Here is a 26263-nt window from a genome sequence, read left to right on the forward strand (position 1 = left end):
GAATGCTTTTATCACCTATTTTATAATGGAATTCCATTTTTCACTATTTCTGGCGACCGATTTTATATAACCACAAACCGCAACGGCTTGATAACCTTCGTCGGACAACTTCTCAAAAGTCTTTTCTACGAGCACTTTCCCAATGCCTTGACCGCGAATATTAAATGGCACTTCACTATACTCGAGATACATTTTTCCGTCTTTTAGCGTATAGTCCACTGTTGCATTTTCGCCATCAACTTCCATGGTAAATTGGGTATTGGCTTTATCGTGTATAACTTTCATGTTTCTGATGTTTTTAAATTAAACCTACAAGGTTTTTATCTGTCCGCCGAAGGAGGAAATCCTTGCAGATTGAGGTTGGACGATTTTATCGGCGTGCATTTTGCGTAATCGGGCCAATTTAGGAGTTATGACCGCACTGCAATAGCCAGCAGTTGGGTTGGTGGCATAATAATTTTGGTGAACTTCTTCTGCCTCATGAAATTTTTCTACAGGACTAATTTCCGTCATGATAGGCTTATCATAATAAGGTGCCATTTCTCTTGCCACCACTTGCGCCACTTCTTTTTGATGCTTGTGGTGGAAGTATATAACAGAGCGGTATTGCGTCCCGACATCAGCACATTGTCCGTTCAAAGTGGTAGGATCATGACTGGTCATAAAAATGACCAATAAATCTTCATAACTGATCATAGACGGATCAAAACTTACCTGAACAACTTCAGCATGACCTGTCAACCCAGAACACACTTCTCTATAGGTAGGCGTTCCAGGAACAGTACCACCCATATAACCGGAAACCACGTTCTCAACGCCGTTTATTTCATTGAATATTGCTTCAATACACCAAAAGCAGCCACCACCAACCGTCATTAACTGTAAGTTTTTATCTGACATATTCTTCCTTCAATTATTTAAATTGCCTTCTTGGATGTATCCAAAACCATGGATTCAGAATTGACACAATAGCGCAATCCGCTTGGTTCTGGTCCATCAGGAAACACATGTCCTAAATGGGCATCACAAACATTACACATCACTTCTACTCTGACCATTCCGAATGAGGTATCCCTTTCATATTTTATGGCATTCTCCTTAATAGGCTGTGTAAAACTTGGCCACCCTGAGCTGGATTTAAATTTTATAGTGGAGTCAAACAATGGGGTATTGCAACACAAACAATTGTATTGACCTTCATCAAAAACATTGCAATGCGCACCTGTTCCGGGAGCTTCTGTTCCTTTTTGTCTTGCCACTCTATATTGTTCCGGGGTTAACAATTCACGCCATTCAGCTTCTGACTTTTCAACTCTCCTTTCTGGTTTAGGATTTCCTTTTACGGCAAATTCCATCACATTCTTCCATGTAAGCATATCGTTAAAGTATTTTTCTTAAAGTTAAAAAATATTATACGGATTTGGTCGGGTTTTAACGTTTTGCATTACAAATAGTCGTCAATGAATCCAAATTCCTGATTAATTTTTTAGTACTTTGTATGAAAATTTTTTAGATCACATTTATGGCTGATATCATCACAAAAACTGAGGATTTTGTATTTAATCTGTTTAAGGAAGACTTACCCAACACGTTCCTTTATCATAATTTCACGCATACTAAACGTGTATTGCGAAGCGCGAATGAGATCATTGATAATTCTGAGGTTACTGCTGCTGATTCCAAAATCCTCCAACTTGCTGCTTTGCTTCACGATACTGGGTACACCAAGACAAGAGAGGACCATGAAGAAGAAAGTGTTAAGATAGCTACCAAATTCTTAGAAGAACAACAGGTTGAAAAGTCTATTATTGAAGCCGTCAATAAATGTATTATGGCGACTAAATTCAAGGATACCCCAAAAACTGAACTCGAAAAAATAATAAGAGATGCCGATGCCTCTCATTTTGGAAAGGACTATTTTGATGAAGCGAGCGAGTTCTTACGCAAAGAATTGGAATTACAAGACGTAAGAACTTATACGACTTCAGAATGGCTGGCCGAAAACATTGAGGTATTGTCACAAAAACATCAGTTTTATACAGATTATGCCTTAAGAAATTGGCAGCAACAGAAAGAGATTAATTTAGCTGAGCTCATCAAATCAAAGAGGAAAGAAAAAAAGAGACATAAGAAAGAACAAATGAAGGCGCGGTATAAGGCAAAAGCCAAAGATGCGAGTCCAGAGCGTGCCATTCAGTCATTTTACAGAACATCGTTGCGAAACCATATCAAATTAAGTGATATTGCCGACACCAAAGCCAACATCTTACTATCTGTCAATGCGATTATCATTTCATTGATGCTCTCTACCCTCTTTTCAAAATTTGACAATCCAGCCAATCAATTTTTAATCGTACCTACCATTATATTAATGCTCTCCAGCATTACCTCCATGATTCTATCGATCATCGCGACAAGACCAAACATTACCAGTGGCGAATTCACCAAGGAGGATGTAAAGAACCAAAAAGTGAACCTCACCTTTTTCGGTAATTTCCATAAGATGAAACTTGAAGATTTTGAATGGGCAATTACTGAGCTTTTAAAAGATAAAGATTATGTCTATAGCTCTCTGACAAAAGACCTTTATTTTCTTGGAAAGGTCTTGGATCGGAAATATCGTATTTTAAGAGTCACCTATACTGTCTTTATGGTAGGGATGATTATATCCGTAGTTGCTTTTGCGGTATCTTTCAAGTTCTCACCAAACGCAAATATCGATGACGTTTTAAAATCAGAAGACCAAGCCATAAACATCATTGAACCTCAGCAAAAAACAGCACAAAATTATTATGTTTAGGATTGGATTTCATTGATCAAATCATCGTAGGTATAATAGTGATCTCCCTTAGGATGATTGTATAAAATAGGTACACGAATAGCTTTTAAACCAGCGATACCCTGAAGATCTTCCAAATCCAGTAATTCAATATCCATGTCAAATACTTTTTTAAATTGTAAGAATTTAATGTATTTCAGATATGCCTCCTCATCCTCCTTTTGGGAATAAATAATAGTCAATTTACCATTTACTGTCACGCGTTCATCTGTGCCTTTAATGAGTGCTTTGTCCACTCGTTTTTTAACCACCTCATAACTTGCATTGTAGGTACCATACACATCAAATTGTTTCTCATCCATCCTAAATTGAATGGTCAAGGGTTTATTGAACACCAAAACCATTGAGGCCACATCAACAGATGAAGGATAATCGGGTTTATTTCTATAAAACTCATTCTCCATTTCACACATGACCTGGAGCTGCCAAAGCCTTAAATTATAAAGATATATTTTATGGAAGCCATGCTCTTTTGTAATGGATTCTCCGATATACATATTATGCTCCACCCCATCTGTTTTATAGCGCTCAAAATAATGTGGATACATTTGTTGCGCTTCCTCTTGTTTATGATCAAGAATATGAGTCATATTTTTATTGATCATGGTAATAGTATCATCATAGTTTTTCTGATGGTAGTAAATAAGGTTCAAACTCCTGTCTATTTTGGCGAAATAATTCTCAATATGCATGCGAAGCGCGTTATTCTTTTGCTCAATAAACTCAAATAAAGGATGGATTTCATTTTCAAAAAAGCTACCGATTTCTTGCTCACTATCGACTATAAAATGATGATCCAAGGAATTAAAAAAGACCTCTAACTGATGTAACAATTGCTCATAAATAGGTAAGCGTTCCTTTTTTAATTGCGCTTCAATTATTTCTTTGGACAAACTTAATTGTAAGGACAAATCCTGTCGCGTTGCCTCATTTCTCGTTTCCGAAGAGCCCATAACATCAATTTGTCCAAAGAGTGGGTAGACATTTTCAAAAGTAATTTCTTCAAAAGCTACGTTTTTGCCGTCGGTTCGTTTTTTATCGAGAAAAACCCGGGCAGCATCCTCAAACCTCCAGGACACACTCGGATGGATGGAGGTGCATTCTTGCTGGATAACAGCTTCAATCAAATGCTTTTCCTCCTCTTTTGACCGCAATAATGAAGACACAATAAAAGGCATAACGTCTCTCAACAAATTGGCATTGACGCTATTGAGCTCACCTACTTTATGCGAAACAATCTCCAGCACTCCCAACAACTCCCCTTCACTGGAGATGGGTGCGAAGATGGCACTCTTAATATTCTGATCGTACAAGTTTTTATAGAATGGTTCGTGCGACTGGTGATAGCATTGTTCCACATCTAAAATTGAAAAATATTCTTTCTCGGTAATAAGCGATTTGTAAGAATCTCCACAAAGCGCACTCTGACATGGCACTATGGCTGTATCCGTAAGCAAATAACTCTCAATAAACTTTCCCTCAACACGTTCAAAAGTCTGACTTTCCTTATTATAAATAACAAAACCCACTTTAAGATTTTTAATATTGAATAAAGATTCAAAGGTGACCTGAAAGTCATCAATGAAATTATCATTCTTCCGTTTGCCAGAGATCAACAACGTGGACTTTATATCAGAAATTGACCGATCATCGGTAACATCAAAAATATTGTTAATTGTAAATCCTTTATAAATATAACTATGGGGCGGAAATTTCTCTCGCCATAAATCAATATCCTCAAAATTACCCAACAACAAACGGTAATCTTCTTCCGTGATTTCTGGTGCTGATGCTGTTTTGACAACCTCGGCAAAATCGGCATTGAACAAGATTTTATAAGTTCGTATAATCCCTTTGGCATCCGGAATCTCATAAAATAGAGATCTTCTAAAGCTCATCTGATACCCATAATAAAAGTATAGAATGATGGTACAGGCTACCCTGTAATGATCATCTTCGGGCATATTGGAGATTTTCAGACGAAAATCCGGACCGGCATTTTCAACGATGGATTTGAATCGGGATGACGCATTGAAATTAAGGTCGTGCAAAGGCATTGATGCCGTCTTGATTTCGTTTAGGGTGAGGACCTCACTGAAAGAATCTTCAAGAATGATCTGGATTTCCTTTTGATACGTTTCAAGCAATGTAGGATCACTGAAACCATCTCTTAGCTCGGAAACAGAATTCCCAGCTTGCAACACACGCTCCGCTTTTTCGACCTTAAAAGAGTCATCACTTTGCGCCATGGTCTCATAACGCTCCAAAAGCTTGTCGAAACTTATTTTGAGCGCTAAAGGCGAATCCAATTGATCATTGATATCTTTCATAACATTTACATCTTCTCAAATTTACGCAATTTTGAGGAGGCTATAAAAAAAGAATCGTGTCGCTTTAAATAAAACGCCACGATTCTTTGATGGGCTAAACCAATTGATATTAAAATGCCATATCAACCTAAAACACTCTGATCCAGGTTTTTACAACAGTCTGAAAGTCGGTTAAATTGGGAAATACTTAGTTTTCAATTTAAGCACAACTTTTCGGAATTGAGAGAATTCGTGAAAATCTGTGATTCCGATAGCTATCGGAACGTGTCAAAATTTTTGGAGGTTAAAGTTGGGTCCACTTAAAATAGATAATTTCAACTTTATTTGGGACCAATGAAATAAATAAAAAAGCCCATCTTGAGTCTCAATTCACTTAATATTATTTCAGCTCTAATAGCACCATATCAAATTCTGAATCCATTTTAACTTCACCATTTTCAACCACTACATCTTGATGAGAATAGGCGTCATGCAGTGTCGTACCTTCTTCAAATAATCTGCCCACGTTTAAAGTTTTAGGTCCCTTTGGAAGGTCTAAACCTATAATGACCAAATCTTCAAAATCGTCCTTTTTGTAGCTTCTATAAAATACATACGGACTTTCGGTTATCACTTGATGAACACCAGCGCCCACGGCAGGATGGTTTTTTCTGAACTGTCCCAATTTTTGCCAATGCTTTAAAATCGATTGGGTGCTTTCGTCAGATGCCATCTGATCCCAATTCATAAAAGATCTTAAGGTGGCATCACCAACAGTTCCTTCGATAACCAAGGGTCTCGCCGATTCATCACCATAATAAATTTGTGAGGTTCCAGGAGCCAATAATAATTTAGTTGCGGTTTCAAACGGTTTTTCTCGTTTTGGATCAAAAGGCTCACCATCATCATGTGACGACAAATAATTTAATACTCCAAAATCTTTCAAGGGGCCATCAAGTTTGTTTGTGTATTTATTGAAGAGACCCTCATAATCGAGTTTTGCGGCATGATATTTAAATTCAAAATTGATCAAACTGTTAAACGCCTTCTCAAAATAATTAATGGAAGTACCACCAAGATCATAAGATGTCCCTGTTGAAATACCATAACCATAAACTTCTCCGACCAAGTAAAACTCGTTGTTATCCAATACTGCCTCTGGATTATTTGTTTTCCATTCGTTAAATGAGAAATCACATTCTGCTCTGAATTCTGACCAAACGGTTTCCTCTACGTGTTTTACCGTATCTACGCGATAGCCATCAATACCAAACTCGGTAATATAATCCGTTAGCCATTTTATGATATAAAAACGTGGCGCCCTGGGGTGGCCTGTACGTTCAAAAAAAGCATCCAATTCGGCAACTTCCTGTTCATAACGCCCTTCCGACTTCCATTTTTCAACAAGTTGTGGAGGCAAGTCAACGGCTTCGTCACTTTCTGTTTTAATATCTGGCAGATTTTTAACCAGCGTACATGAAATGGTCGAATCATAGGACGTATAATCACAAGTAGGATCTGTTCGCACCCACTCGTCGGGCCAAACAGGATCCACAGGAGTAACCGGCCCCGTGTGATTGATGACGGCATCCAACAGAATACGAATCCCTCTTTTGTGTGCCGCCGCAATCAATGCTTTTAAATCATCCTTAGTTCCAAAATTTGGGTCAATGGCCGTCCAATCTTTCGTCCAATAGCCATGAAATCCATATGTGATCCCCGTGCCTTCATCTGTGCCGCCATGGATTTGCTCTACAATAGGCGTCATCCAAATAGCGTTGATCCCTAAGTCGGAAAAATACCCGTCCTCTATTTTTTGGGTGATGCCTTTTAGATCGCCTCCTTCAAAACCTCTTAACTTTCCGGTTTCTTTTGTCCGATCAAAATTTACATCATTTGAGGTATCGCCATTATTAAAACGATCCGTCAGCAAAAAATACATGTTGGCACCTTCCCATACAAAAGGTGCTTCTTTTTTCTCATTCATTGTCATCAATTTATTCTCTTCTTTACCGCTTAATAAAACGAAGCTACAAAGAAAACACCATAAAAAATTCCTCATAATTAATTTGTTAAGATTCGATATTCCCAAGGCTTTAAAACAAGCACATTGTCATTCATTTCGATAGGATCATTAGTCATATAATCTGTAAAATTTCCTTTTAGCGGCGCAGAAAACGACTGTTCTTTATCAGAGAAATTCCCAACAAAAGTGAGGGTGATATTGTTTTTGCTGCGCTGAAATGCCAATACCTTATCGTTTGTTGTTTCCAGGTTTTTATAAGATGCGGGATCTTTCCCACCATTTAAAGCAGGGTTTGTGTTTTTCAACTTTCCGAGCTTTTCAAGCAGAGGCCACATTTTCCCTTTCGTTTTTGGAATGGAATCTTTTTCAAAAAACTTCAATCGGTGGTCCAAATCATACTCCATGCCTGAATAGATCAACGGCATTCCTGGGATCACGTAACTAAACGCGGTCATTAACGGTGCAGCACCTTTCATACGTTCATTGATGGTGCCATTCCATGAATTCTCATCATGGTTGGTCACAAAGTTCATGATAATATCATCTTTTTCGTAGATGGACTCAATTTGCGACCATCGGTCCTTCCAAGCGTCTAAACCTTTTTCGCCTTTAGCCATAGCGTTCATGGCGTGATGGGTATCCCATCCATAAACCGCATCAAACAAACCATCTTTTGCCAATTCAGGTTCCCAAGCTTCAGCCAACATAAAGATGTCCTTTGTTTCTCTAAGCTGTGGAATCGCTTCTACCCAGAAATCGGTTGGAACAGATCCTGCCACATCACATCTAAATCCGTCAATTCCTTCTTCCTTTAACCAATATTGCATGTCGGCAATCATTTCTTTACGCATGTCTTTATTGTCATAATTCAAATCGGCAACATCCGTCCAATCCGAATCTACGGGATGTGTAATATTGCCATCTTTATCCTTGGTATAATAATCTGGATTACTTTTGATCCATTCATGATCCCATCCTGTATGGTTTGGCACCCAATCCAAAATAACATAAATGCCATTTTCATGCGCAGTTTTGACCAAATTTCTAAAGTCTTCAAGGGTTCCAAATTCTGGATTGATTTTGGTGAAATCGGATACGGCATAATAACTGCCAAGATATTTGGATTGTTCGGCTTCTGGGAAATCGGAGGCAAATTTACTATCCTCTCCACCTGTGGCTTTACGTTTTGTTTCGCTGATTGGGAAAATCGGCATCAACCAAATCACTTTAACGCCCAGTTCTTTTAACTGAGGAATGTCTTTGGTGAATTCATCAAAATGTCCGGAAGGTGAATATTGACGAATGTTAGCTTCATAAATAACGGCTGTCTCCAGAACAGCATCGGAAATAGGTTGAATTTTTTCTTGAGTCGTTTCTTCAATGAAAGCTTCAACTTTCTTTTCTTCTTTACAAGCAACAATCAGCATAAAACTGAAGACTGCCAAAATGACTTTTTTCATGGTAATTAATTTAATTTGATGTTTAGTTTTAATTCTTTTGAAGTGTTCCATTCTAAAGGAATAGTTATTATTTTTTGATCTTTATTAAAAGTGAAATCCAATTTTTTGCGACTGATCTTAACCGATTTAGGTTTCAGGCTTATGTTGTGAAGGACAAGCTCAATGGATTTTGTTTGTGTTTGAAAATCCGAGCCAAGCTCAGCTTTTATTTCAATTTCAATTTCTTTCGCGCTCACTTTTGATGAAAAGGCCATCAGTTCAAAGTGTCCTTTCTCAAAGGCGTCGGCCGTCAATCCATCATCATTATATAGTTGACCTTTACTTTCCTTAACTGTAGCATCATAATAGAAATGCAATTCAATAGTGTTCCCATCATAGTCCTTGGTACTTTGCATCGGTTTTGACATAGGAATAAAAGCACCTCCACGTACAAAGGTTGGAATCTGGTCTTCGGCGACTTTAACAGTGACTCTTTTTCCACCTACAAACTTTTCATTGGTATAAAAATCGAACCAATTGCTATTTTTAGGGAAGTAAATCTCCTTTTCAGTAATTTGAGATTTAAGAATTGGTGCGATTAAAAAATCATCGCCCCAAAAATATTCCGAAGCATTTGTTTTGAGAGCTTCTGAATCGTCTTCAAAAAACAACGGTCGCATTAAAGGCGTGCCTTTCTTGTGATTTTCAAAGCTGAGATTATAATTATATGGCAACAGTTTGTAACGCAATTCGATGGATTTCTTAGCCAAAGCCTTGGTTTTAGAATCCCAAAAAACAGGCTCTGCAGGTACTTCTTCCTGAGCATGGGGACGGTAGATAGGCTGAAAAACACCATACTGTAACCAACGTGTGTAAAGTTCAGCATCTTGATTGTCACCTGCAAATCCGCCCAAATCAGAGTGCATGTAGCCCAGACCTTGCATGCCCATTTGCAGGGCGATTTCGGGTTGACTTTGTAATCCGCCCCAAGTTCTGTTGACATCTCCCGACCACGGAATCATGCCAAATCGCTGAGACCCCGAATATCCAGCACGCATTAATATGAAAGGTCTCTGGTTAGGGAAGTCAGTCTTATAGCCGTCTGCAATCAATCCTGCCCAATCATGACCATAAATATTATGGACTTCATCTGCTGTACCTGTGGCATGGAGCAACTTTGAGGGATGGACTTCAGGTTCGCCCAAATCGCCCCAAACTCCGGTCACGCCCATTTCTGCAAGACCTTTGTAAATATTCCAAAACCAAGCTTTTCCTTTCGGATTATAGATATCGATCAATCCTGTGTTTCCAAAATAGAAATCGAACGTATAGGGATTTCCAACAGAATCTTTCGCCATGACATCTTTATCGACAACTTCCTGCCAACGCTTGGAAGTGGTCAAAACAAACGGTTCTGTTACCAAAATGGTGTTGACATGGTCAGACTTCAAATCCTTGATCATTTGTGTTGGATTTGGGAAGGAATCTTTTAAAAACTCCAGATTTCCCATATGGCCTTGAATGTCCTTTCCAAACCAAAAAATATCGATGATGACCGCATCCAATGGGATTTGTTCATCCCTAAACTTTTGAACTGTGGCTGCAACTTCCTTTTGGGAATGGTAACCAAAACGGCTTGAAAAATTCCCCAAGGCCCAGCGCGGTAGCAATGGTTGTTTCCCAGTTAAATCGGTATAATTATCGATCAAATCTGTCCAAGAATCGCCCACAATGACTTGATAGGTTTTTCTGCCAGAAATAGTTTCATAAGTTAGGGTGTTATCTTTTTTACTGTCCAAATCTAAAAATCCGATAGGTGCATTATCAAAATGGATCATATATTGGTTTGACGACATCATGATAGGCATGGTGTAGTTCATCAACTCCGAATGGGTTTCATAACCATAATGCGCACGATTGTAAAGTTTCAATCGGTGACCGCGACGGTTCATGCCCAAAGCTCTTGCACCGCCACCATAGAGAATTTCATCTTTTGTGAGGTTGAACTGGATGGTTTCCAAACTGTCGTTTTTGACGTAGCCCATTTTTTCTGAGATGATGGGTTTGCCTTTGTATCTATAGGAAATTTGAAAAGGTTGTTTATTTATTTCAACTTCCAATCCACAAGTGTTTAATCTATAATTAGACCCATTATCTGTGAGAGATGTTGTTTCACAATTGTTGTGTTTGAAATCATTAATTACTGCATGTGATTTCCCGTTTAAATCTTCCCCATCCGGAACAAAACTGGTTTCAATAATTTCTGAAGAAAGAATTCTTATTTGATATACGCCATCGCTTACCTCAACTTTAACGAGTTCTCCATCTTGAAATTCAGCACTTTTGAAAATTCGGTTTGGGTTTTGGGAGAAGCCAAGTATTGATGTGAATAAGAATGCTATTAATATGTGTTTTTTCATTTGTTTTACTCTTTCAAAATTTAAGTTTTTGCTCAAACCTGACAGGTTAATATTTTCAAGACCTAACAGGTTTTAAAAACCTGTTAGGTCTGATACTGGTTTATTCGGACTTCTTCAACAAAAACGTCAATGGAATATCCAATCGTTTTTGCCAAGAAACTTCTGTATGTTCTGCGCCTTCAAACTTCAGGTTTCTAAAATTTGAATGGTCATAGCCTTTATCTTTAAAAATAATGTTTACTGTTTTTGCGTATTTTGGATAGAATTTATCCAATGTTTCCGTTCCGTAATCAAAATAAAATCGGTGGTTTTTTGGAGAAGGCAAATTGGTCTTCATATACTCGAAAATTGTATCGGCCAATAAATCGCCGTCATTTGGGTTAGTACCAGGCCAATGGGTTGATAAGCAAGCAGCGGCTCCAAAAATTTCCGGATATTCGCAAATGGCGTACATAGAAATCAATCCGCCCATGCTCGACCCTGCTACAAACGTATTGTCCCTATCGGTCAATACCGAATAATTGGCATCCACATAAGGTTTTAACTCATTAACAATAAAGCCCAAATAGTTATCTGAAGTCACATTATCAAACTTAAAATTGTCCCTCTTGGCCTGTTCAAAAAGAGAATCCCGAACCGATTTTGGCAAGGATTCAAAAGGCTTTTGAGGAAAATACTCACTGTGTCTAAGCTCGTTGATATTGAAAGGAGCGACTACAATAAAATCTCTGGTGATGCTGTCCTTCATTAACTGACCTGACGTTTCATCTACTTTCCATTCTTGGTTGTTCCAAGTGATCGTACTATCAAACAACATTTGCCCATCGTGCATGTACAATACGGCATATTTTTTATTGTTGGAATAGCCTTCTGGTAACCAGATATCAACTTTTCTTGGCGGAATATAATTGGACGGAAAATCATCAATTCGCAACAAAGTGCCTCCGGCAAAATCACCTTTAATGGTTTCTGTTTGAACCTTGGAAATGTCCGCAGGTTTGATAATGACCTTCTTTTCTTTTTTAGATTCACATGAAAGTGAACTAATGAAAATGACAAGTATGTAAATATTTCTTTTCATATTTTGTTTTAAACCAACAAGGTTTTCCTCCTTCGGCGGACAGGTAAATCCTTGTTGGTTGATTTTCAGCAAAACTTCGGGGATTGCGAGTTGGAATTAGTGAAATTTTTTGAGAATTTAAAATTCAATGATCATCGATGTTTTTCCGTCAATGGTCAAAGATTCTTCCAATGATATTCTTTCTTCCGACAAAATTTCCTTCCCATTCGTGGCTGTACCAATCATTTCGCCAAAGCGTTTCAAATTTAAAGTTTGGGCTTCAGGATTGTTATTAATCACAATCATCACCTTATCATCTGTATTATATCTAAAATAAACATAGACATTATCTTCAGGTACAAATTGCATCGTTTTACCCGTATGTATCACGGATTTCGATTTTCGCCAGTTAAAAACTTTCTTTGAAAATTCAAAATATTCGGTTTGTTCGGCAGTTCTACCTTCTGTGGTAAATGCATTCATAGGATCGCCTTCCCATCCTCCTGGGAAATCGCGTCTTATATCGCCATCGCCTTTCAAATCCTTATTCCCCAACATTCCCAATTCGTCTCCATAATAAACCTGTGGAATCCCTCGAACTGTGGCAATAAGCGTCATGATCATTTTATAGGTATTGACATCAGATCCATAAATTTCATTGATCCGATTGGTATCATGATTGCCAGCAAACACAAACATATTATTGATGTCTGGGTATAAGAAATCATTTACAAAATTCTCATAAGCTCTGAGCATCCCTTTATCCCAACCTTGTTCATCTTCCGAAAACATGACCATAATGGCATCATGAAGCGTAAAATCCATGACGGTTGGTAAATGGGAATTGTAATTATCAATAGCTCCTATTTTACTGTCCTTTTGCCAATAAGCCATTTGTGCCTGATTGTGCATCCAAACTTCGCCAGCGATATTGAAATTAGGATATTCATCCATAATCGCTTTGGTCCATTTAGCAATCCCATCTTTATCATTATATGAATACGTATCTACACGAAACCCATCCAGATCAGCAAACTCCACCCACCAAATGGCATTTTGAACCATATACCTCAACACCAATGGATTCTTCTGATTGATGTCAGGCATGGTCGTATCAAACCATCCATTCATACAAGCTTCTTTGTCGGCTTCAGAGGCATTGGAATCAAATTGCGTCGTCATTCTATAACTGCTCCTTTGAAACCCGTTTTCACCATTTTCCCAATAATGAATCCAATCCTTACTTGGCAAATCCTGAATCATCCAATGCTTACTTCCCCAATGATTGGTCACATAATCCATGAGGAGTTTCATATCGCGCTTGTGCATTTCTGATGCCAATCGCTTGTAATCCTCATTGGTTCCAAAGCGCGGATCAATTTTATAATAGTCGCTTTGTGCATAGGTGTGATACGAATAAATGGGCTCATTGTCTTCCAAAAGAGGCGTGCTCCAAATTGCCGTCACCCCTAAATCGTCCAAATAATCCAAATGGTTAATGATGCCCTGAATATCGCCACCATGACGTCCGGAAAGCTCCTCCCGATTCACTTTTTCAAGAGTGTCTTCGGTACTGTCGATATCAGGATTTCCATTGGCAAACCGATCGGGCATAATCAAATAAATCAAATCGCTGGAATCGAAGCCTTTTCTTAAGGCAGAATTCTCACGACGCGATTTCAACTCATACGACCTTGTTTCAAGAATTTTATTGTCCTTTGAAAACTGAAGCTCATAGGTGCCAGGGCTTATGTCCTTGGTATTAATGGTTACAAATAGATAGTTTGGGTTTTCGGTTTTTTGAACATCGGTAATCTGAATTGTGTTTGAAAAAGCCACATCATATTGCGCAATATCTTTACCATAAACCATCAATTGAAGTTCTGGATTATGCATTTCCGTCCACCAAAAAGGAGGCTCTATTTTTTCTACTTGCGAAAAAAGTGTCATGCTTAAAAGTAGTATTAAAATGCTCAATAAATTCTTCATTCTATCTCATTTTTGAAATTATAATCGGATAACGATAAGCTTAGACTGTTACTACATCATTCGGATTTATGGTCACTACTTTTCCATTGACCAAAATATCCATAGCCTGATTGCCTTCCAATTCAAATTTCGTTTCAGTTTTACCAACGCTTATTTCAAGAATCTGATTCCTAAAGTTGATTTTAAAGGCATAGGAATCCCACTGCTTAGGGATTTTTGGCTCAAAGGACAGTTTGTTATCAACAACGCGCATGCCTCCAAAACCTTCCACAATACTCATCCATGTTCCTGCCATGGAGGTGATATGCAATCCTTCTTCTACCTCGTGGTTGTAATCATCCAAATCCAATCTTGAGGTACGCACATAAAACTGGTAGGCTTGTTCCATTCTGCCTAATTTTGCTGCCTGAATGCTGTGCACACATGGCGAAAGAGAACTTTCATGGACTGTAAACGGTTCGTAAAAATCAAAATGTCGTTCCAGTTCGTCTATCGAAAATTGATCTTCAAAGAAATAGAAACTTTGAAGCGTATCTGCCTGTTTAATATATGGTGAACGCAAAATCCGATCCCAAGACCATATTTGATTGATTGGACGCTCTGATCTTGGCAGATCTTTTACCGTAATCAACTCCTTATCCAAAAATCCATCCTGTTGTAAATACACTTGATGTTCTTCCGAATATGGAAAGAACATCTTTGAAGCGATCTCTTTCCAATCTGATAGTTCACTATCTAATAACTTTGTTTTGTCCACCACACGTTTCAAATCTGAAGCATAGTCATCCTCCATTTTAGAAATGATTTCCAAAGTGTAATTAAGGCACCATTGTGCGATATAATTGGTGTGGAAATTATTGTTGATGTTGTTTTCGTATTCATTTGGTCCTGTTACACCCAAGATCACATACTTATTCTTATCCGTCGAAAATGTAGCGCGCTGCTTCCAAAAACGTGCAATAGCAATCAACACTTCCAATCCCTTTTCTGGGATATAACTGAAATCGCCGGTATAACGGTGGTAATTAAAAATCGCAAAAGCGATGGCACCGTTACGGTGGATTTCCTGAAAGGTAATCTCCCATTCGTTGTGGCATTCTTCACCGTTCATAGTCACCATTGGATATAATGCCGCACCATCTTTAAATCCGAGTTTTTCAGCATTTTCAATGGCTTTTTCCAAGTGATTGTAACGATAGGTCAATAAATTCCTGGCTACTTCTTGATCTTTCGTCGCCATATAAAAAGGAATACAATAAGCTTCCGTGTCCCAATAAGTACTACCGCCGTATTTCTCACCCGTAAATCCTTTCGGACCAATATTTAAACGCGCATCCTTACCTAAATAAGTATGGTTGAGTTGCATGATATTAAAACGAATCCCTTGTTGCGCGCTGACATCGCCTTCAATAGTGATGTCTGACATCTTCCAAATTTTTGCCCAGGCTTCTTTTTGGTCTTTAAGCATGTGATCGAAACCAAGTTTTGAGGCTTTGGTCAAGGTTTTCTTTGCAATCGAAACCAAGTCGTTTTTATCATGATAGCGATCCACGGTATAGCCGCCGAATTTGGTCATGGTCAAAGTATCTCCCTTGTTTACTTTTGAACTATATTCAAAAGCGATGGTTTTATCAGTTTTTTTGATGGCCTTGGTGTCATTTAAAACGTTCCCGTTTAAAGACATTTGCGTCTGCATGGCGGTACACACATGAAAATTAGTGATCATGGTGTGCGACACAATAAACGCTTGATCATCTTCAGAATCAACACTTAAAATATTCCAGAATTTATCATCCCAATTACTGTCTTCATTGGTGATTCCGGCATCGAGATAAGGTTCAAAAACTATTTGGGCATCATTATTTAAAGGCGTTACATTGTATTGAATGACGCCAACCTCATCTATATCCAAACTTAAAAATCGTTTGGTTTCAACTTTAAGTTCGATGGAATTTTGAAGCGTTACCTCAAAACTTCTGGACAACCAACCCTCTTCCATATTGAGTTCCCTTCTGAATTTCCGAACCTCTTTACATGCTGCCAAATCTAAGGCTTCACCGTTGACCGTGACATTGATTCCAATCCAATTCGGAGCGTTAAGTACTTTGGCAAAATATTCCGGGTATCCGTTTTTCCACCACCCTACTTTGGTTTTATCTGGATAATAAACACCGGCCACATAACTACCCTGGAAAGTTTTACCTGAATAGTGCTCTTCAAAATTGGCACGCTGGCCCATGGCACCATTACCAATACTGAAAATACTTTCAGAAGATTTCACACGATCGGCTTCAAAGCCCTCTTCAATGATGGACCAATTGTTTGGTACGATATAATTTTGATTCATTTGTTATAGATGTTAGATGTTAGAATTAAGACCGCTTCGCTTTTAGAAGACCCATCAGTCTATTTGTCCAATTCTCTTTATTTATTTTTATTAACCGCAATGGACACAAGGTCTTTCGCAAGGGTCGCAATGAAGTTGTTCCTTTTTATTACTATTATTTCTTAATACTTTGTACTTGATACTTTGTACTTAATACTATCTGCTGATTAATTCGTTTAAAAAATCGATACTAATTTCCGTAAAATCGGTAAAGACATAATCGGCTTCATGAAGGATGTCTTTTTCACCAATACCAATGGAAATCATTCCGGCATTGTTTGCCGCCTGAATTCCTGCTAGCGCATCTTCAAAAACAATGCAATGTTCGGGAGGGACATTTAAATGTTGAGCTGATTTTAAAAACACTTCAGGATCTGGTTTGCCTTTAGTGACATCATTTCCATCGACGATGACGTCAAATTTGTCGAGGATATTAACTTTCTCCAAGATCATTCTTGCATTTTTACTTGCAGAACCCAGAGCGATGTGCTGGTTTTTATCCCTAAGGAAATCTAATGTCTTGGTGACATCAGGAAGAATTTCCTGTTCGTCCATTTTATCGATATAGGTCAAATAATCATCATTTTTAAGCCCCATAAGTCTTGTAAATTCAGCATCACTGATGCTTTTATTTCCCCAAGCGAGGATTTTCTCCAAAGATTTGACTCTGCTGACGCCTTTCAACTGTTCATTTTGATGTTCGGTAAAATCAACACCTATAGTGCTTGCCAATTTTCTCCAAGCCAGAAAATGGTATTTTGCCGTATCCACAATCACGCCGTCAAGGTCGAATATGAATGCTTTTTTAGTCATGTTTTATTGTATTTACTTTGTCGTTTACCATTAGTGAAAGAATGCCTGCCAAAATCATCGAGCAGCCTCCAATCAATAAGGCATAAATAGGTTCGTTGTTAAAAAATTTGGATACCATAAATCCAAGGATTGAAGCGGCCACCAACTGCGGAATCACAATAAAGAAGTTGAACACGCCCATATAATAGCCCATTTTGGAGGCTGGCAGCGCTCCTGAAAGCATGGCATAAGGCACAGATAAAATACTGGCCCAAGCAATTCCGACGCCAATCATCGGCAACCATTCTATGGTGAATGTTGTTGGATTGGTAATGAAATAGAGTGACATCATCCCAAGTCCACCCGCCACCAATGCCAAGAAATGCGTAAATTTTCGGCTGGTTGCTTTTGCCAATAAAGGCAATAAGAAAGCGACCGCAGCAGCGATTATATTGTAGTTGGCAAACATTTCACCCACTTGGTTTGCTCCCGTATTATAAGCTATAGAGGTGGTATCGGTGGTTTGATAAATATGTTCAGTAACCGCAGCCGTGGCGTAAATCCACATAGAAAACAGCGAGAACCACGAGAAAAACTGTACCCATGCCAATTGCTTCATGACCTTTGGCATCATTTGGAAATCATTCACAATGTTTACAAAACCATTTCTGGTTTTATGTGTTTGTAAATACCCTGAAATAATAAGTGCAATCCCTCCAAAAGTGATCAGTCCTAAAGTAAGCACATAAAGATCTTTTTTCAGATCGTAATTATAAACCAAATAACTGGAGATTAAACCCACGGCCAAAATGAGGAGTCCTTTGTTGAGATGTGATTTTCCGTTTTTTTGGTACCACTCTTCAGAAAAACTTTCACGTACGGGTTTGAATTCCTTTTCCTGTTCCTCAAAAATTTTCATTTCTTCAGGCGTGTATTCTTTCGATCTTATCACTGTCCACAAAACAGCCAGGAAAAAAGCAATACCACCAATGTAAAACGAGTATTTTACAGAATCAGGAATAATGCCCTCTGGCGCCGTATTGGCCACCCCAAAATAAGTTAGCATTAATGGGAGTTTGGAAGCCACATAAGCACCGATCCCAATAAAGAAACTTTGCATAGCAAAACCTTTGGTACGTTGTTCTTCGGGAAGATTATCTCCAACAAAGGCACGGAAGGGTTCCATAGATACATTTATGGATGCATCCAATATCCAAAGCATTCCTGCCGCCACCCAAAGGACGGGCGAATTGGGCATCACAAACAAGGCCAAGGAGGCAAAAATGGCGCCAATCAAAAAATAAGGTCGCCGACGTCCTAAACGAGAATGCCAAGTCTTATCGCTTAAATACCCGATAATAGGCTGAACTATCAATCCCGTTAATGGCGCAGCCACCCAAAGGATTGGAATATCATCAATCTCAGCGCCTAAAGTTTGGAAAATTCGGCTAACGTTAGCATTTTGTAGGGCAAAACCCATTTGGATTCCCAAGAATCCGAAACTCATGTTCCAGATTTCCCAAAATCCAAGCGTACGCTTTTTCATCTATAGTATGTTTAAATTAATACTATTGATAAGCGATAAAACTTATCAAAACTTATTTGTAAGAAGTGAAAATAAAGTTTTGATTATGTGGTAAAGATAGTAAAGTTTTTAAATGGACAATACTTTTTTTTATTTGGTGGAGTTTCTTTCAACGAGTTCTGTTTCAATCACAATTGTGGTATAACGCTCCTCTTCATCCTCGCGCTCAAGATTGTCTATCAGCAATTTTGCTGCTGCCTCTCCCATTTCCTGGCCATGTTGATTGACCGTAGTTAGACTGGGAGTAGCATGCTTAGATAGCACGCCATCGGTAAAGCCAATAACCTGAATATCCTCCGGAATTTTTAAGCCTAAATTTCGAGCCACTTTCATAGCGATAATGGCGTACAGCTCATTCACTGCAAAAACACCATCGATGTTTTTATTATTCTGAAACAACCCCTCAATCTCCTTCTCGAGAGACTCCAAATGGTCTTCAGACACAAGTTCGTCATCCACTTTTAGGATCAAATCTGTATCTGGAGTAATTTCGTAATCCTCTAAAGCCTTCAAATAGCCCTGAGTTCTTAGTTTACCAACACTCACATAGTCCTTTGTGGTAATAATGGCCACGTTTTTGCAACCATTGGACAACAACTTTGAGACGGCTTTTTTTGATCCTTTTAAATCATCAATGATCACTTTATCGCAATGGATCTCATTTACAATACGGTCAAACATCACAATGGGCATCCCTTGGTTAATGGTTTCCTTAAAGTGATGATAATCTTGTTGTTGTAATGTTTCTTTTGCTATCGAGAGGATAAAACCGTCAATACTACCATTGGCCAACATCTGCATGTTAATCACCTCTTTATCAAAGGATTCATTGGAAAGCCCTATAATCACGTTATACCCTCTTTTGTTTGCGACCAACTCAATGCCGCGGATGACTTTAGAAAAGAAATGATGCACAATTTCAGGAATAATAACCCCAATGGTTTTAGTTTTTCGATTTTTAAGACTTAGTGCTATATTATTGGGCCTGTAATTATAAAGCTTGGCAAAAGCTTGTACTTTTTGTCGGGTATCTTCGCTGATTTCAGCACTATCTCTCAATGCTTTAGATACGGTTGAGATAGAGACATCCAACTCTCTAGCAATTTGTTTTAAGGTAATTTTCTTCTTCATCATAACGTCTCTTCAAAACTAGGTGTTTAAATGTCAATAATTTAATTCTAATTGACAACAATTCCAATAGTGAAAATTAAAGGTATGGCATTATTACCAATTGGGCGATTTTTTGATTATATTTAAGATATTCTCCAAAAAGACAGGAAAGTTGTCAACACGCAAACGTTTTCGTTAAGAATCTGACAATGAGATTTCTGAATTTCAATTATAATTTACATAAGTTTAACCCAAGAAGTGGAAATATAAGTGAATTATTAATACAATCAACTTTAAAAATAGTGTATGAAAACATTTATGAATAGCTTAATGTTATTGGTATTTTTGATACCCTCAGTGATGTGGTCCCAAACCACTGTTTCTGGGACCGTAACAGATGAAGCTAACGGATTACCCCTGCCGGGAGTAAATATATTAATTAAAGGAACTACCACAGGAACTACTACAGATTTTGATGGTAACTTCAGCATCAGCGCAAATAATGGTGATGTTGTTGTGTTTTCTTATGTCGGCTATAAACCTCAGGAGATCATCTATACGGGACAATCGCGATTGAACGTCGTGCTTATGGAAGATACCGCTCAATTGGATGAAATTGTCTTGATTGGGTATGGGTCCACTACACGACAGGACGCTACAGGTGCTGTGGAAAAAGTGAGTGAGAAAGATTTTAATCAAGGTGCTATTGTATCTCCTGAACAATTGCTGGCAGGTAAATCTGCTGGTGTACGTATCACATCTGGAGGTGGTGATCCGGGTGGTGGCTCCGAAATTAGAATTAGAGGTGGCGCTTCGTTATCCGCAAACAACTCACCATTAATTGTTGTCGACGGATTACCGCTGGACCAACGTGGCGTGCAAGGTGTCAGAAACCAACTCAACGCAATCAATCCAAATGATATTGATGACTTTGTGATTTTAAAAGATGCCTCTGCAACGGCAATTTATGGTTCGAGAGCCTCAAACGGTGTAATTTTGATCACCACCAAGAAAGGAAAAACCAATGCGCCGCTTAAAGTAGAATACGACTTAAAAGCGTCTGTGGCTACGATAAGCGATTATGTAGATGTACTTTCTACGGATGAGTTTAGAGCTATTGCCATGACAGATTCCAATCTTAACGCCAGTTTACTAGGAAATTCTAGTACAAACTGGCAGAAGCAAATCTATCAAACCGCAGTAGGTGCGATTCACAATATCACCATTTCTGAAGGTTATGAGAATTTTAATTTTCGCGCGAATATCAACCACACCTCACAACAGGGTGTTTTAACCGGCGATTTATACGAACGAAACTCCATCAACCTTTCTGCAGTTAAACGTCTTTTAAACAATAATCTGAAATTGACCCTAACTACAAAAGGAATTTTGGATGACAACAAATATGCTGACAAAGGTGCTATTGGAGCGGCTGTAGGTTACGACCCTACCCACAGTGTTTACAACCCTGACGGATCCTTCTTTCAGTACACTGGTCAAAGTTTAGCCTTTACCAATCCTGTTTTTACATTGCTAAACAATAATAACAGAGCCCGCAACAAAAGAAATATTACGAATTTCAATATCGATTATAACTTACCGTTTTTGGAAGGTTTAAAGTTCAATTTGAATGCAGGTATTGATTATTCTGAACTTTCGGGCAAACAGTATAATGCTGCTACCCCTACGAATCCCGGAAGTTTTAATTATCAGAATTTTTATACAGGCTTAAATAGAAACACCTTATTGGATTTCTATTTCAATTATAAAACGACCTTAGAGTCTATCAATACAAATGTTGATTTAACAGCAGGGCATTCGTACCAGGAATTTTACATTCAATCCGATCGTCGTGAAACAGAAACTTCAGGAGCATTGGTGGAACGTCCAACCATAATCAATAGAAATGCACTGGAGTCTTACTTTGCACGTGCAAGCTTTGATTTTGATGACAAGTATTTATTGTCCCTATCCTTTAGACGTGATGGGTCTTCCCGTTTTGGACCAGACAACAGATGGAGTAACTTCCCAGGTGTTTCCATAGGATGGAAAATGAACAATGAAGAGTTTTTACAAAATTCGGTTTTCTCAAATTTAAAATTAAGAGCAGGTTGGGGTAAAACAGGACAACAAGAAATCGGTCATAATTATGGTTATTTAGGTATTTATACACCGGGTAGATCAGACGCGAGCGTTCAATTTGGTTATATCAACGGCGTTCCGCAATATATAAATACGTTGCGTCCTGAAGAGTTTGATGAAAACCTTAAATGGGAAGAAACCTCGCAATACAACCTTGCTTTAGATTTTGGTTTCTTTAATGAACGTTTAACTGGAACCGTAGATGCTTATTATAGAGAAACTACAGACTTGTTGGCAACCATTCCAACAGCTGCAGGTTCAAACCTTTCAGACTTATTGACTACCAACGTAGGTTCTGTGTTGAGTAAAGGTATTGAGTTTAGTTTAAATGGTGCATTAGCGCGATCTGATGATTTCAATTGGGATATGGGCTTTAACGTGACTTTTCAAGAAAATAAAATCACAAAGTTGAGCTTAGGTGAGGACCCAGACTTTTTCATCGCTCAAGGTGGTGTTAGTGGTGGAGTCGGTAACAATATTCAATTGTGGAGAAAAGGCTTAGACCCCTCTACTTTCTTTGTGTTCAGACAAGTTTATGATACCGACGGGAAACCAATTGAAGGTGCTTATGTTGATGTAAACGGTGACAACCAAATTACCGAAGCGGATAAGCAAGCCTATAAAAAAGCATCTCCTGATGCCTACGTAGGATTCACCAATACCTTAAATTATAAAAACTTAGATTTTAGCTTTACGTTTAGAGGCAGCTTTGGAAATTACATGTACAACAACGTTGCTTCGGATAGAGGAAATATTACCACGGTCAATGATGCACCAGGTCAATATTATGTAAATGCCCATTCAAGCGTGTTGGATACTAATTTCAAAAAGCAAAATCTGTTTTCTGATTATTATATCGATAGAGCAGATTTCGTAAAGTTGGACAACGTTTCATTAGGGTATTTAATTCCTGGTGAAAAAATAAACTTGAGAATGTCTTTAACGGCAACCAATTTATTGACCATAACAAAATACGAAGGTTTGGACCCAGAAATTTCCAATGGAATAGACAGTAACTTCTATCCAAGGCCTCAGACTTTTGTATTGGGACTGAATTTTACATTTTAATATCATGAATAATATTAAACACAATCTTATGTTAAGAACACTAAAAAATATCTTTCTTGCCTTCACCATCGTGCTGTTTGCACAATCCTGTGAGAGCAATTTAGATTTACAACCAGAAGACGACCGTCTCACCTCTGGCGTAGCCTTTGATGAGCCTGGCGCATATAAATCCTTTTTGGCTAAGTTATATGCTGGAATTTCTGTAAGTGGCCAGGAAGGTCCGGCAGGAAACCCAGATTTAACTGGGCTGGACGAAGGGTTTTCCAACTATTTACGTTTGTATTGGTCCATGCAGGAACTGACCACCGACGAAGCTCTTGTTGGATGGAATGATGGAACCATTAAAGATTTGCACGCACAAACATGGACATCTGGTAACGAGTTTATCCGAACCATGTACAGTAGAATATTTTATCAAGTGGCATTGACCAATGAGTTTTTGCGTCAGACTTCTGATTCTAAATTAGATGCACGTGGGGTCGACGCCAGCCTACGTTCAGAAATCCAAAACTATAGAGCAGAAGCACGTTTTATGCGCGCCTTAACTTACTGGCATGCTATGGATCTATTTGGAAACGTACCTTTTGTTACAGAAGAAGACCCGATCGGAGCCTTTCTTCCAGAACAAATCAAACGTGCTGATCTTTTTAACTACGTAGAATCAGAATTGCTTGCCATTGAAAATGAGATTGTAGCAGCAAGACAGAATGACTATGGAAGAGCTGATCAAGCTGCGGTTTGGATGTTACTTTCAAAGATTTATTTGAATGCTGAAGTCTATACCGGTACACCACGCTATGCAGATGTCATTACGTATACAACTAAAGTGATTGGAGCGGGATATACTATCTCAACCAACCCTTATTACCATCTGTTTTTAGCGGATAATGACACTAATGGAGCGCAATCAGAAGTTATTTTTCCAATCACTTTTGATGGTTTGTACACACAATCCTTTGGAGGAATGACCTTCTTGATCCATGCTGCAGTTGGAGGTAGTATGAAACCTGCCGATTATGGTATCAACGGTGGATGGGCCGGTCTTAGGACGACATCTGCATTGGTGGAGCAATTTCCTGGAGAAGCTAACTCTGCTGACGGAAGAGCCTTGTTTTACACTGATGGCCAATCCAAAGAAATCAATAACACCTCTACGTTCACTGAAGGATATGCGGTAGAAAAGTTTAGAAATGTGGACGTCAACGGCGCTCCGGGTTCAGATTCTACAGGAGATTTTCCTGATACTGACTTCCCAATGTTCAGATTGGCAGATGCCTATCTCATGTACGCCGAAGCTTTTATTAGAGGTGGTGGCGGAACTGCCGCTGATGCCGTTACCTATATCAACCGATTAAGAACAAGAGCTTATGGGAATACCACAGGCAATATAAATCAGGCCGATTTGACGCTCGATTTTATTTTGTCGGAGCGCTCAAGAGAATTATTCTGGGAAGCACATAGAAGAACAGATTTAATCAGATTTGGTCAATTCTCTGATCAAGGCATCTGGCCTTGGAAAAGAAACGTACCTCAGGGTGCTACAACAGATGCATTCAGAGACCTTATGCCTTTACCTGCAACAGATTTAGGCATCAACACCAACTTAGAACAAAACCAAGGATATTAAAAAAACAAACAGATGAAAAATTTTAAAATATTAAGCTTATTTATTTTAGCCATGATTGGGCTAAATTCTTGTGAAACTGATGACGATGTCATTTTCATAGCTCAAGAACCGGGTGAATTTGTTTTAACAAATACACTATTGTCAGAATACATTTTAACAGCATCAACTGGAAGTAATCTTGGAGAGCGTTTTACTTGGAACAGCGCCGATTTCGGAGTCCCAACTAACGTTTCGTATGATTTACAGCGTTCCATTATTGGCGACTTTAGTGATGCCGTATTGGTAGGAACGACCGCAGGTAATGAAATTGCTATGACCATTGGTCAAATGATGGCGGTCGCTACTGAAGCTGGCTTAGATAATAATCCTGCAACTCCAGAACCAAACACTGGTTCTTTCGCTGTAAGAGTTCGTGCCTATGCAGGAGATGGAGGCAGCACAACGGAAATATTTTCTGATGCCAAAACCATTTCAGTAGTGCTTCAAGAAGCTACGACAGGTGGTAGTGGTGTTTCAGAATCTACATGGGGTATTGTGGGCTCAGGTTATAACGATTGGGGTAACGCAGGGCTTGACGGTCAGTTCTACACTACATCAACAGCTAATGTGTTTGTGGCTTATGCAACCTTATTGACTGGTGAAATTAAATTCCGTGAAAACAATGATTGGGCAAATGATTTTGGTGATACTGGCGCTGACGGTACGCTCGATGCCGGTGGAGACAATATTGCAGTTACCGCAGGTGATTATAAAATTACAATGAACCTAAATGACAATACTTACACTATGGAACCATTTTCATGGGGAATTGTAGGTTCTGGTTATAATGATTGGGGCAATGATGGGCCTGATGCTAAATTCTATTATGACTATTTGACTGACACATTTAAAGTAGGTGCTAGACTGGTAGATGGAGAAATCAAGTTCAGACAAAATAATCAATGGGTAACTGATTTTGGTGACAACGGCGCTGATGGAACATTGGATGCGGGTGGTGACAATATTGTGGTTACTCCTGGCCATTACACCATCACTTTAGATTTCAACTCCAATGAATATACAATCGAAGCAGGTGACGTTTGGGGAATTGTCGGTTCAGGATATAATGACTGGGGTAATGACGGATCAGATTTTGCTTTAACTGAAGTACAACCAGATATTTGGGTGGGTGATATTGCCACTTTGATTGATGGCGAAATCAAATTCAGACTAAACAACACTTGGGATTCTGATTTTGGAGATACTGGAGCAGATGGAACGTTAGATGCTGGCGGCGATAATATTGTTGTAACAGCTGGAATGTATCGTATAATAATGAATCTTTCTGATAATACTTATAAGCTTAACAAAGTCCAGTAATCTTTGTTATAGGAAAGGGCTGTTAATTATTGACAGCCCTTTTTAATTTCAGTAAAATGAAACCATTCAAGTGAACCTTTTATCAATAAACAGAACTTTTTCAAACGGTTCC

General features: G+C 38.6%; 17 protein-coding genes. 4 read left to right on the forward strand and 13 right to left on the reverse strand.

Annotated elements, in window-relative coordinates:
• Positions 1-15: 15 nt before the first annotated feature.
• Genes J4051_RS10500 through msrB form a run of 3 tightly spaced genes read right to left on the reverse strand, consistent with a single transcriptional unit; the run spans position 16 to position 1376 of the window.
• On the reverse strand, positions 16-285 hold the full coding sequence (locus tag J4051_RS10500) for a GNAT family N-acetyltransferase (protein WP_208233828.1): 270 nt from the start codon (positions 283-285) through the stop codon (positions 16-18).
• Between the two features lie 24 nt (positions 286-309).
• The gene (msrA, locus tag J4051_RS10505) at positions 310-900 is read right to left on the reverse strand and encodes a peptide-methionine (S)-S-oxide reductase MsrA (protein ID WP_208233829.1); all 591 of its coding nucleotides are present in this window, start codon (positions 898-900) and stop codon (positions 310-312) included.
• 17 nt (positions 901-917) lie between these two features.
• Positions 918-1376: a peptide-methionine (R)-S-oxide reductase MsrB gene (gene msrB, locus J4051_RS10510; protein WP_182205835.1), complete on the reverse strand. Its 459-nt coding sequence runs from the start codon at positions 1374-1376 to the stop codon at positions 918-920.
• A gap of 146 nt (positions 1377-1522) precedes the next feature.
• Here msrB and J4051_RS10515 point away from each other — a divergent pair, with 146 nt between their 5' ends.
• Positions 1523-2800, forward strand: coding sequence for a Pycsar system effector family protein (locus tag J4051_RS10515; RefSeq protein ID WP_208233830.1), 1278 nt, complete (start codon positions 1523-1525; stop codon positions 2798-2800).
• On the opposite strand, the gene J4051_RS10520 is transcribed toward J4051_RS10515, so the two are convergent.
• From J4051_RS10520 to J4051_RS10565, 10 genes are all read right to left on the reverse strand, one after another.
• A complete protein-coding gene (locus J4051_RS10520; protein WP_208233831.1) occupies positions 2797-5169 on the reverse strand; it encodes a GAF domain-containing protein in 2373 nt (790 codons plus the stop codon). The genes J4051_RS10515 and J4051_RS10520 overlap by 4 nt on opposite strands.
• Before the next feature lie 379 nt (positions 5170-5548).
• Complete coding sequence (locus J4051_RS10525; protein WP_208233832.1) at positions 5549-7210, reverse strand: alpha-amylase family glycosyl hydrolase; 1662 nt, start codon at positions 7208-7210, stop codon at positions 5549-5551.
• 2 nt (positions 7211-7212) lie between these two features.
• Complete coding sequence (locus J4051_RS10530; protein ID WP_208233833.1) at positions 7213-8634, reverse strand: alpha-amylase family glycosyl hydrolase; 1422 nt, start codon at positions 8632-8634, stop codon at positions 7213-7215.
• A gap of 5 nt (positions 8635-8639) precedes the next feature.
• A complete protein-coding gene (locus J4051_RS10535; RefSeq protein WP_208233834.1) occupies positions 8640-11033 on the reverse strand; it encodes a glycoside hydrolase family 31 protein in 2394 nt (797 codons plus the stop codon).
• A 100-nt stretch (positions 11034-11133) separates the two neighbouring features.
• The gene (locus tag J4051_RS10540) at positions 11134-12114 is read right to left on the reverse strand and encodes an alpha/beta hydrolase (RefSeq protein ID WP_208233835.1); all 981 of its coding nucleotides are present in this window, start codon (positions 12112-12114) and stop codon (positions 11134-11136) included.
• 117 nt (positions 12115-12231) lie between these two features.
• Positions 12232-14082 (reverse strand): glycoside hydrolase family 13 protein, encoded by a 1851-nt coding sequence (locus J4051_RS10545; protein ID WP_208233836.1) that lies wholly within the window; start codon positions 14080-14082, stop codon positions 12232-12234.
• 40 nt (positions 14083-14122) lie between these two features.
• A complete protein-coding gene (locus J4051_RS10550) occupies positions 14123-16429 on the reverse strand; it encodes a glycoside hydrolase family 65 protein (protein WP_208233837.1) in 2307 nt (768 codons plus the stop codon).
• Between the two features lie 195 nt (positions 16430-16624).
• On the reverse strand, positions 16625-17281 hold the full coding sequence (gene pgmB, locus J4051_RS10555) for a beta-phosphoglucomutase (protein WP_208233838.1): 657 nt from the start codon (positions 17279-17281) through the stop codon (positions 16625-16627).
• Positions 17274-18806 (reverse strand): MFS transporter, encoded by a 1533-nt coding sequence (locus tag J4051_RS10560; RefSeq protein WP_208233839.1) that lies wholly within the window; start codon positions 18804-18806, stop codon positions 17274-17276. Before J4051_RS10560 ends, pgmB begins: the two co-directional genes overlap by 8 nt.
• A 129-nt stretch (positions 18807-18935) precedes the next feature.
• Positions 18936-19976: a LacI family DNA-binding transcriptional regulator gene (locus tag J4051_RS10565; protein WP_208233915.1), complete on the reverse strand. Its 1041-nt coding sequence runs from the start codon at positions 19974-19976 to the stop codon at positions 18936-18938.
• 285 nt (positions 19977-20261) lie between these two features.
• On the opposite strand from J4051_RS10565, the gene J4051_RS10570 reads away from it, so the two are divergent.
• From J4051_RS10570 to J4051_RS10580, 3 genes are read left to right on the forward strand one after another with little or no spacing between them, the layout of a single operon-like run.
• Complete coding sequence (locus tag J4051_RS10570) at positions 20262-23165, forward strand: SusC/RagA family TonB-linked outer membrane protein (protein WP_208233840.1); 2904 nt, start codon at positions 20262-20264, stop codon at positions 23163-23165.
• A gap of 28 nt (positions 23166-23193) precedes the next feature.
• Positions 23194-24792: a RagB/SusD family nutrient uptake outer membrane protein gene (locus tag J4051_RS10575; protein ID WP_236027357.1), complete on the forward strand. Its 1599-nt coding sequence runs from the start codon at positions 23194-23196 to the stop codon at positions 24790-24792.
• A gap of 12 nt (positions 24793-24804) precedes the next feature.
• A complete protein-coding gene (locus J4051_RS10580) occupies positions 24805-26151 on the forward strand; it encodes a SusE domain-containing protein (protein ID WP_208233842.1) in 1347 nt (448 codons plus the stop codon).
• The last annotated feature ends 112 nt before the right edge of the window (positions 26152-26263 follow it).

Source organism: Gelidibacter pelagius (assembly GCF_017581925.1).
Classification (GTDB): Bacteria; Bacteroidota; Bacteroidia; order Flavobacteriales; family Flavobacteriaceae; genus Gelidibacter; species Gelidibacter pelagius.